The 9,660-nt window shown below is 40.5% G+C and carries 7 protein-coding genes and 4 pseudogenes; 10 read left to right on the top strand and 1 reads right to left on the bottom strand.

Features of this window, described 5'->3' with window-relative positions:
* Positions 1–322: pseudogene (locus IM485_RS08915) on the bottom strand (IS4 family transposase); the annotation flags it as partial.
* A 302-nt stretch (positions 323–624) separates the two neighbouring features.
* Between IM485_RS08915 and IM485_RS08910 the strand changes: the two are divergent.
* The 10 genes and pseudogenes from IM485_RS08910 to IM485_RS08865 form a co-directional block, all read left to right on the top strand.
* Positions 625–888 (top strand): annotated as a pseudogene (locus IM485_RS08910) (DUF29 family protein); the annotation flags it as partial.
* A gap of 166 nt (positions 889–1,054) precedes the next feature.
* Positions 1,055–1,678 (top strand): C-phycocyanin alpha-cysteine-84 phycocyanobilin lyase subunit CpcF, encoded by a 624-nt coding sequence (gene cpcF / locus IM485_RS08905; RefSeq protein WP_104395944.1) that lies wholly within the window; start codon positions 1,055–1,057, stop codon positions 1,676–1,678.
* A gap of 63 nt (positions 1,679–1,741) precedes the next feature.
* The gene (locus tag IM485_RS08900; RefSeq protein WP_104395943.1) at positions 1,742–2,515 is read left to right on the top strand and encodes an ABC transporter permease; all 774 of its coding nucleotides are present in this window, start codon (positions 1,742–1,744) and stop codon (positions 2,513–2,515) included.
* A 110-nt stretch (positions 2,516–2,625) separates the two neighbouring features.
* Complete coding sequence (locus tag IM485_RS08895; protein WP_104395942.1) at positions 2,626–3,519, top strand: ABC transporter ATP-binding protein; 894 nt, start codon at positions 2,626–2,628, stop codon at positions 3,517–3,519.
* Between the two features lie 736 nt (positions 3,520–4,255).
* Positions 4,256–5,197 (top strand): glycosyltransferase family protein, encoded by a 942-nt coding sequence (locus tag IM485_RS08890; protein ID WP_104395941.1) that lies wholly within the window; start codon positions 4,256–4,258, stop codon positions 5,195–5,197.
* Between the two features lie 10 nt (positions 5,198–5,207).
* Positions 5,208–6,116: a glycosyltransferase family protein gene (locus IM485_RS08885; protein ID WP_104395940.1), complete on the top strand. Its 909-nt coding sequence runs from the start codon at positions 5,208–5,210 to the stop codon at positions 6,114–6,116.
* Positions 6,117–6,158: 42 nt separating this feature from the next.
* The gene (locus IM485_RS08880; RefSeq protein WP_133164137.1) at positions 6,159–7,190 is read left to right on the top strand and encodes a glycosyltransferase; all 1,032 of its coding nucleotides are present in this window, start codon (positions 6,159–6,161) and stop codon (positions 7,188–7,190) included.
* 37 nt (positions 7,191–7,227) lie between these two features.
* The gene (locus tag IM485_RS08875) at positions 7,228–8,469 is read left to right on the top strand and encodes a glycosyltransferase family 4 protein (protein WP_104395938.1); all 1,242 of its coding nucleotides are present in this window, start codon (positions 7,228–7,230) and stop codon (positions 8,467–8,469) included.
* Positions 8,470–8,660: 191 nt separating this feature from the next.
* Positions 8,661–9,296 (top strand): annotated as a pseudogene (locus IM485_RS08870) (glycosyltransferase family 39 protein); the annotation flags it as partial.
* Positions 9,297–9,572: 276 nt separating this feature from the next.
* Positions 9,573–9,660, top strand: a pseudogene (locus IM485_RS08865) (IS200/IS605 family transposase); the annotation flags it as partial.

Raw genomic sequence — 9,660 nt, 5'->3', positions numbered from 1 at the left:
TCTTGTCATAAATTAGACTCACCATCAAGATATTAATTGCTCCCCAACTCGTTCGGTCTATGGCAATATATACTAATCCTTTTATTGTGAATCTCTCCTGCTGTTTTAACATCTCTTTTAGGCAGAGAAACCAGATTTTTTTAATATTCAGAATTTCCAGCTTTAAAAATCTTTTTAGTTTTTTTCTCCGACTCTCAAACAGGATCGGTATTGGCAGTGCTTCTGCTAATATCTCTAACTTAGCTTGCTTTAGTATTTGCCAGGTTCCAACTATCATTAACAACAGTAGGTATCTGGCTCGTCCCAGTTCATTTTCTAACACTTTCTGGTATAGTTCACTTATCATTTTCGTTATTTAGGTCATATATAGCGGTAAGCGCTTGAGTGAGATACAGACCAAGCTTTGCCTAGCATGGTTTATAGCTCGTGACACTGTACCTCATACGACTGCACACCGCTATATGGTAAATATGACTTATCTTTTTTTGGAGTCTGTGTCTGTATTTTATGCTACATAAGCTTTTCAGCTTGCTTGTCCCCCTGTCAGGTCTTTGGTACAATAGCGGAGGTTACTCGCTGCTGCTGATCTGGAACGATAGAAAGTTTGGGCAGAAGTCAACACACTGCCTCAAACTTTGCTATACTGATTACGTTGAGGATTATTGAGGTTGACAAGAAACTATCGGGCGCAGTCAACGGGAACTAGAAGAGCTTTTGAGCGATTCTCCTAGTTTAAAAACCTACTGGGATCAAGTATTTTTAGATTGCTATGCCAAGGCTTTAAAAAGCTTGCGAGATAACCCCGATTATCAATCCTTTAACTTTCCCGATGATTGTCCTTTTCCCCAAGAAATTAGTCAGATTTTACGGAAAAAAGTTTGGCGATAAAATTATCTTTAAAAGTTTGTTAGTGGGGTTAGGATATAGGAGTTAGGAGTCAGTATTCTCCAAGTCAGTATTCAGGAGATTATTTTTATTTATTCTCCCCTTCTCCCACTTCCCCACTTTCCCACTCCCCCACTTCCCCACTCCCTAATCCCTCTACTAATAACCAATGCTTCCCACCGTTGAGACTTTAATTATTGCCGTCGAAAAAGCCGACTCAGCCAATGGGTTACTAACCGCCGTGGAAAACTTAGCCGCCGCCAAAAGTGAAGCGGCAATACCCACCCTCACCGATGTGCTGAGATATAACAACCCCGGCGCCTCCGTGGCAGCCGTGGATGGTTTAATCGCCATCGGCAAAGCGGCGGTTCCCTATTTACTGGCCAACCTAGACGGTTATAATTATGGGGCGAGAGCTTGGGCAACCCGCGCCCTAGCAGGAATTGGCGATGTGCGAGGATTGGACTTATTACTTGAGGCGGCGGTGAGTGATTTTTCCTTTAGCGTGCGGCGAGGGGCGGCTAGGGGCTTAGGAAATATAATTTGGTCTGATTTGGAGGAAAGTCGGGTTTCTGAGGCTCAGAAGGCTGTTTTTAAGGCACTGGAGCAAATTTTGCAAGGGGATCCAGAGTGGGTGGTTAGATATGCGGCGATCGTCGGATTGGAGGGATTAGGAATTGCGGCGGCGGCATTTCGCGGGGCGATTCGGGAACTTTTAGGACAGATTGGGGAGACAGAAGCGGAAATAGTGGTAAGATTGCGTGCCGATCAAGCTCTGGAACACTTACAATAAGCCTAAGTGAAAAAGTAGAAAAACTTATTTCTCTACAGTGAGAAACAATTACACTAACATTCTATGAAATATTGGCAGGAAACTTTAGCGATCGCTCAACGAATTTTAGTAGAATTAATCCGGCGCGGGCGTAGCTTAATCCTCTGGGGCATTTTCCCGATCCTTGTCCTGCTCTTAAATGGCTATATTATGGCAGAAAAAGGCAAAATTGAGCTTGCCGAGGCGATGGCTCTGGCTACTCCTCCCACCCTCGTAGGGGCGGCACTTTTCTTTAGTTGTTTGGGGGGAACCGTGGCGACGGTAGTAGCAGAAAGGGAACAACAAACGATTAAACGGTTATTTTTATCGCCTTTAAGCGGTGTTTCCTATTTTATCGGCATTTTTCTCGCCCATTGTGTGATTGCCGCCTGTCAGACGGTTTTAGTTTATTCTATTGCTAAACAGTATGGAGCCACTTTTAAAGGCTCAATTCCTCTAGAATTATTAATTATTTTTCTTAGTATCACCGCTTATGTGGGTTTAGGATTTATCCTCGGTACTCAACTGGCGAAGAGAACAGAAGATGTTAATGCTTTGGTGGGAACTTTTGGGGTTCCTTTATTAATTTTAGGCGGCGTTTTTCTTCCGACTGCTTTATTCCCCGAGAATATTCTATCTCTGGCTAAATATAACCCGATCTACCACATGAATGAAGCTTTAATTGCTGTTTGGGCAAAGGGCGAAAATCTACAAGGTATTAGCTCTCATTTTCGCTTTCTCTGTCTTTTTGCCCTAGCTATGGTAGCAGGTGGTTGGCTTACCTATCGACAAATGTTAAACCTTGAACGCCGATTGTAAATCAGTTATCAGTTAGAAAAGGCAAGAGTATTTACTGATTTGTCTTCCTATATCTTCCACTCCCTAATCCTGCCTGCTGCCTCCTGACTATCCTTGTTACTTTATTAAAAATGCTGACTATTAGTAATGTCAAAAAAAATTACGGAAGACGCTTAGTATTAGATCAATTAAACTTTCATATTGAAGCGGGGGAAATTTACGGTTTACTCGGTCCCAATGGTGCGGGAAAAACCACCACTATTAACTTAATTTGTAATTTATTAAAACCCTCATCGGGAGAAATTACCTTTAATTATTTGCCAATTTCCAGAGTTACTAAAGAATTAATTGGGGTTGCCCCGCAAGAAAATTTATTGTACAAATCCCTTACTTGTGAGGAAAATCTCAACTTTTTTGCTCAGATTTATGGACTCGATCGCCCCCAGCGTCGTCATCGGATTAAAGCTAGTTTATCGGCAGTAAATTTGCTTGATCGCGCCCGTAGTCCAGTAGAAACTTTAAGCGGTGGAATGCAGCGCCGGATGAATATTGCTGTGGCTATTGTTCATCAGCCAAAATTATTAATTCTTGATGAACCAACTACCGGTTTAGACATCGAATCTCGCTATGAAATTTGGGATTTAATCGGAGAATTACGGCGACAGGGAATGACAATTTTATTAACTACCCATCTCCTCGATGAAGCACAGCGTCTCTGTCAACGTATCGGAATTTTAAAACAAGGTCGTATTATTGCCGAAGGTAATTTAAATCAGCTGCGTCAGCACATTCCCGCTAAAGAAATTATTATCATGGATACCCAGGATCACGAAGCAGCCATAAATCGAGGGAAACAATTAGGATTTACTCCCAAATTTTACGGCAAAGATTTAGCTTTTTGGTTACATGAACATCTAGAATTAAGCGAGATTATCCAGGCATTCGATGGCATTAATATTGATTCTATCGCCCGTCAGACGGTACAGTTAGAACATATTTATATGGAAATTATGAATCAATTTTAAACCCGTTTTTGAGAATTCAAGTTGATTATCATCATTTTTTCAGTAATTGCCCTCAATTAAGCTAAATCACCGTTTTTTGCCATCATGATCATCTCTAATTTTTAGATAGGTTCTATCTAGGGCTTGGTGAATAAATCTAAAACCCTTGTTGGTTAAAACTTTTAGACTTTTTGGAAATCAAAAAGTACCATATCTGGGAATGATCGGCGGGAAAATTCAGATACTTTGTCCCTGAAAATTAGGTAATACTAAATCTGGTTATTAAAAACTGATTATTTATTCTCCCCTTTGCCTTTTGCCTCTTGCACGAGTGCCTCTCCTCGTAACTAGCCTATACTCAACAGATTTAGTATAATTGACCAGATGAAAATCGCTAAAACCCTACACCCCACACCCGTTCGGCTGAGCGTTCGACAAAAGCTCACGCGGCCCGACTGAGCTTGCCGAACGTCCAAATTCTTACTGCCGAAGCCTGCCCCCACGAAAAACTTTTTCAGCAAACCCTATATAAGCTTCTCAGACTACCACTATCTCGGACTTGAGGCATAATTAATTTTTCAAGCATAAAACAACCTAGAAATCAGTTTTTAGGATGGTAAACAAGTTGAATATCGATTTTATTTCTCTTGAATTCCCACTCTTGACCTCTCAGCCTTCTGATCTTCCAGAAATTTTCCTTGTTGCTGGAGAACTATGATACAATGGCATCAAAAAATAGAGGAAAAAATTTTTTATTATGGACAAGGTGTCAACACCAAGCCTATCAATTGTTATTCCGACCCGAGAAGGATTCGCTGACCACTGGTTTAATGCGCTGACCGAGGTCAAGGGAGAAGTAGAATTTATCTTGGTTCATCCACCAGGAGCACCTAAGTATCCCACGTCCGACCCCAGGGTACAGCAAATAGTCAGTCCCTTGCGGGGAGAAATTATTCAAAGAATTAGTGGATTGATGAATGCGACAGCACCTTACACACTAACCATTAATTGTGATGAGTTTCTTCATCCCGATATCTTGACCATGGTTCTACAGTATTTCCAGCGATTTCCAGATAGCTGGGTGATGAGACTCTGTACTAAGCGATTTCAGTATGGGGAAACAAAAGAACTGACCGCTCCTTGGCAACCGCTGCCCCAGATAGAAGAACTACTGGTGTGGGATAAAAGCTCCAAAAATCAGGATGGCTCAGATCGAAGTGGCTACTTAAAGGAAATTCCCATCGTTCCTTTTGACAAAAGAAAGTTAGATTTGATGTGCTTTGTGCGCGAAAGAAAAGATCATCACGGCCCTCATACTGAAAATTTTGATAAAAAAGTCTGGCTCACTCAAATGGTACAGGCAACCTGCAAAGATATCGTTAGTTTGTTACCATTAATGGGTCCGTTTAAGTATATTCCCTTTTGGTGTTTAGATCGTCTTTTGGGTTTATTTATTCAAGCTAAGTTTTTCGAGCAAGGCCAAGGGAAAATCATCGGTCATCTCATGCCATCTCCAGAACAGTTACGCATGGAAAACAATCCCCCCGAATATAAAAGACTAAATCGCTATGGAATTTTATCAGAAATTTTCCTAGTCAAGTGTTTTCCTCAGTATGGATATATGTGGAATCTGGTGATTACCAATCTCAGGGAAGTTCCCAAAAAATATGTGCTTTATCGACTAGGAAAAGAGGGATAGTCAGCTAATCATGACCAACTCACCAATTCTATCAATCGTTACTCCAACTCTGGGCAAATTTTCCGAACATTGGTTGCAACAACTTCTGGCAATTCAAGGGGAAGTAGAATTTATTTTAGTTTATCCTCCCGGGACCGTTACCCCTTCCCTAGAAGACCCCAGAGTGAAAACTTTTCATAGTCTTTATCAAGGAGAAACGGCCCAGAGGGCCGTCGGTCTTCTCAATGCTTCCGGTCAATATGTGCTGGCTCTCGATGATGATGATTTCTTGCATCCCGAGGTGGTTGCCTTAGCGAAAGATTACTTTGATAATTTTCCCCAAAGTTGGCTCTTACGTCTTTATAAGGAGAAAATTGATTATCTCGATGAGGAAAAAATTAAAGCTCCCTGGCCGGAGCTACCCGCTATCAATCAGTTAAATATCTCTAGAAAAAGACAAGATAAGTACCAAGATTTAGTGGAAGTTCCTATCGCTCCCCTAGATAATCCTTTCGAGTTAAGACTAGCTTTATGGCCCTACGCCAAAAGAAAAGATATTCACGGCTGTCATCTAGAACCGTTCAATAATAATATTTGGAAGACTGCCTTAGTGAAAGAAGCCTTAGATGATTTTGTCCGCAATATGAGGATAGGAGAAATTTTAACTTGGTTGCCTCTCTGGGGATTTGATAGAGCTTTAGGGTTATTTATCCAAGGGAAGTTTTTTCAAAAAGATATATATATCGGCCATTGGATGCCCGAACCCAGTCAAATAAGATATATAGTCAGACCTTATTCCATGAAAACCCCAAGAATTCTTTTTCCTTCCGATGCTTTACTGGTCAAAAGATTTCCCCATTATGGTTATTTATGGAATCTCTTTTTCGAGGAGTTATACAATGGCATCAAGACCAAAATTAAAAGTCGCTGGAAAGCATGACTAATTATCGTGCGATACTTTACCAATCTTGTTTTATTTCCTATGAGTTATCAACAACCCCCGATCTACTTCGTAATCCGCAAAATTCCAGAAAAGCTAAAAAAGCTGCTGAAGGAAAATCAAACAATCCCCCCAGTGGAAGAATTTATGGGGTCTTATATTTATAGAAATACTATTTCTACCGGTGAAGCTAGTTGGATAGTTCAGACCTTTCTCTGGATGAAACAAGCGGGACTAGAGGTATTTCTTGTCGAACAACCTGTCGCCAATGCTATTTGCGTCGCTCACTGCGATATGATTCGAGAAAGTTGTTTCGCTCCTAATTCATTTGTCGTGGGGATTAGAGCGGATCGTCCACCGCTTAAAATGTGCGAGATTGAAATTGTACAAAATCACAAAAACCTGCGTTACGCCAATTCTGTCTATATTAACCTTTGGCCACAATTTCAGTTACTGCCACGGGACTCCACCAGAGAAAATCGCTTAGAACGCCTTAGTTTTTTTGGTAAATCCAAACACCTAGATACAGTATTTCAATCTGCTGCTTTTATCAATGATCTAAAAGATATGGGTGTAGAACTTAATGTCTGTTCCCATCCCGACAAGTGGAATGATTATCGCGAAACCGACTTAGTTTTGGCAGTGCGAAAGTCTCATCCTCTTCTTTTGGATACAAAACCTGCCTCGAAATTAATCAATACTTGGCGAGCCGGTTGTGTGGCACTCTTAGGCCAAGAATCCGCCTTTCGAGCGCTCGGACAACCCAGCCAAGATTACTTCGAGGTCAATAGTCCCCAAGAAGTTATCCAAGTTGTTGATCATCTGCGACAGAATCCCGCAGTCTTTGAGAAAATGAGACAGAGAGGAAAGGAGCGCTCTCAAGAATTTACTTTTGAGCAAATACAAAAAGAATGGATCGGTCTGTTAACAGGCCCCGTAACCCAGTCTTTTCTGCAATGGCAAAAGGGTATCGGAGCAAATCACTATGCTTGTTTAGCTCGTCGCTACGGGCAAATGCTCGAACAGTCACTGATTCACAAAGTTTTTTGGTACCGAGTTTACAAAAACATCTAGAATGTTAATCTAAAGGGGAAAAAGGAAAAATAACGTGATGAAAATTTTAGTATCTCTGCCCAAAGAAGCCAAAATTCTGAAATCTGTGGTATCAATAGACCAGCTTATCGCGGGAGAGCTTCCTAGTTCTGGTACGAACGGCTCAATCATTAGATTAGCTAATCTGTTGTGTGAAGCAGGATTTGAGGTTTCCCTGAGTGGCAGTTTCGATTCCGACTGCTCAAATTTTGCGTATCTCAAGCATGAACAGGTACGGGGTGAAGAGTTTGACTATTTGATCGTTCATCAATCTCATTGGGATGGACGTTCATTAACCTTTGGTAATCAATTCCTAGGAAAAACATTTCTTTCATTTCATGTCTGTGGTTGTTTTGCCACAGTTCATAATTTTTTGCAAGCGGGCGGCTATCGCGTGGTCTGTCCTTCCGTGGAGACCGCTAATACTTTTAGAGCCGTTCCAGGATGGGAAAAAAAAGTGGTAGTTGCTTACAATTCTTACAACTACCCAATATTCACTCCTACCCTAGAAACTCCTGAGCGAAAACTTCTATTTATTGGTGCCATAAGACCACATAAGGGATTTATTGAACTGATGAAGATTTGGTCTTATTTAGCCAAACAAGAAGTTGATTTTAAACTAACAATCGTTGGCAGTATTCAGTTGCATGATGGTGATGTTAAGATGGGAGCGGTAGGTGTAGCAAATCCGAAATTTGAAGAAGAGTATATTGAACCTTGGCTGAAAAGCTTACCTAGGGACTATCAGCCTCAATTTTTAGGAGCTTTGCCTCCTAGGCAATTATATCAGGAAATTAACCGCTCTTGGGCAGTAATAGTGAATCCATCATGGTATTATGCTGAGACTTTTTGTATATCAGCCGTCGAAGCGCAAGCTTGTAACAGAACAGTGTTTTCTGTGGCTGAAGGCGGGTTGAAAGAAACTGTTTATAAAGGAAAATTACAAACTTTAGCTACTGAAAAAAATCCAGAGGCATTGGGCAAACTTATCCTTGATGGTTTATCAGCAATGGAAGCTGTAGCTGAGAATGGTCGGCTAGCTGGTGATTTTGTCAGAAATAAATTTTCACCTGACGTAATTCGAGATGCTTGGATAAATTTGTTATCCGGACATAAAAGCGAACCCAGTCTGCCCAAAATTCCGAGAACACCTCGCGAGTTGTTCCATGATGTCATGCGATATTCTCAAACGAGTCCCATGTACTATTCATTCAGAAGTCCCCATGACCGAAAAATATTAAGTTTGATGCCCAAGTCTTGACTCTTTTTTTCTGCCCGCTTCCCCCTAATTGTAGAAGCATTTTCTCTTTCAATCTTTCCTTGAAACATTCTTGAAAATGAGGCGTTTTTTATGTTAACTTTAAGCAGTAAGCAAAAACATAATCTCCTATTATAGCGGTAAGCGCTTGAGTGAGATACAAACCAAGCTTTGCCTAGCATGGTTTATAGCTCGTGAAACTGTACCTCATACGACTGCACACCGCTATAGTTACTGTTATTGTTATTGGTATCTTGCTTCGGGTTTATTCATTTCCTAGCCCTCCTCCTGGGTTGAACCAAGACGAAGCGTCGGCTGGTTATGAAGCTTATTCCCTGCTATTAACAGGAAAAGACAGATGGAGTAATCCTTGGCCAGTTTATTTTACCGCTCAGGGCTCTGGTCAAAATGTTCTGTATTCTTATTTATTGATTCCTCTTATTAATATCTTTGGTCTCACCATTCTAACTGTCCGGTCAATCAACTTAATATTTGGTATTTTGACCTTGCCTTTACTTTATATTACTGTCAGAAAAATTTTTGACAAAAGGGTAGCTTTAATCGCTACTTTACTTATGTCTATCCTTCCTTGGCATATTATGTTAAGTCGCTGGGGATTAGAATCTAATTTGCTACCTTTTTTCCTTCTTTTAGGAACTTATACGGTCGCCAAATTTCTTATTGATAATCATCAAAATAATTTAGGAATTATTGCTTTTGTGCCTTGGGCGTTTGGTCTGTACTCCTATGCTACTTCCTATTTTGTAATTCCTCCTCTTCTATTGTTAGTAATTATCAGGTACAGAAAATTATTTTGGAGAAATTTTTGGCAATGGTCAGGGGCAATTATATTTTTTTTAATTCTTGCATTTCCCCTATTTTTATTTGTTATAAAAAATTTTATTTTACACTCTAATTTCATCTTTGATGAAGTTTTTCCGTTTTCGATTCCTCTCTTGCCTAGCAGTAGATTGAGTGAAGCTTCTCAATCTGTACCCGAAAATTTATACCATAACTTGTCTTCAATCTTAAACGGATTTTCTGATCGATATATTTTTAATCTCTTCGGGTCTAATTCCCCGCCGCTCGCGGCGTATAATAGAAAAATGAGTGAATACATCCATAAGAGCCATAATGTAAGTGTTTTGCTATATCATTTAGTGTTCCCAGCCAAATATCGTAAAGCCGTTTTCG

This window comes from Microcystis sp. M169S2, assembly GCF_020245865.1.
GTDB lineage: Bacteria > Cyanobacteriota > Cyanobacteriia > Cyanobacteriales > Microcystaceae > Microcystis > Microcystis ichthyoblabe_A.
This window is presented reverse-complemented; position numbering and strand designations above follow the sequence as displayed.

Excerpts from the sequence above, each read along its gene's own strand:
- cpcF (WP_104395944.1), top strand. The coding sequence starts at position 1,055 with ATGCTTCCCACCGTTGAGACTTTAATTATTGCCGTCGAAAAAGCCGAC.
- IM485_RS08900 (WP_104395943.1), top strand. The coding sequence starts at position 1,742 with ATGAAATATTGGCAGGAAACTTTAGCGATCGCTCAACGAATTTTAGTA.
- IM485_RS08895 (WP_104395942.1), top strand. The coding sequence starts at position 2,626 with ATGCTGACTATTAGTAATGTCAAAAAAAATTACGGAAGACGCTTAGTA.
- IM485_RS08890 (WP_104395941.1), top strand. The coding sequence starts at position 4,256 with ATGGACAAGGTGTCAACACCAAGCCTATCAATTGTTATTCCGACCCGA.
- IM485_RS08885 (WP_104395940.1), top strand. The coding sequence starts at position 5,208 with ATGACCAACTCACCAATTCTATCAATCGTTACTCCAACTCTGGGCAAA.
- IM485_RS08880 (WP_133164137.1), top strand. The coding sequence starts at position 6,159 with ATGAGTTATCAACAACCCCCGATCTACTTCGTAATCCGCAAAATTCCA.
- IM485_RS08875 (WP_104395938.1), top strand. The coding sequence starts at position 7,228 with ATGAAAATTTTAGTATCTCTGCCCAAAGAAGCCAAAATTCTGAAATCT.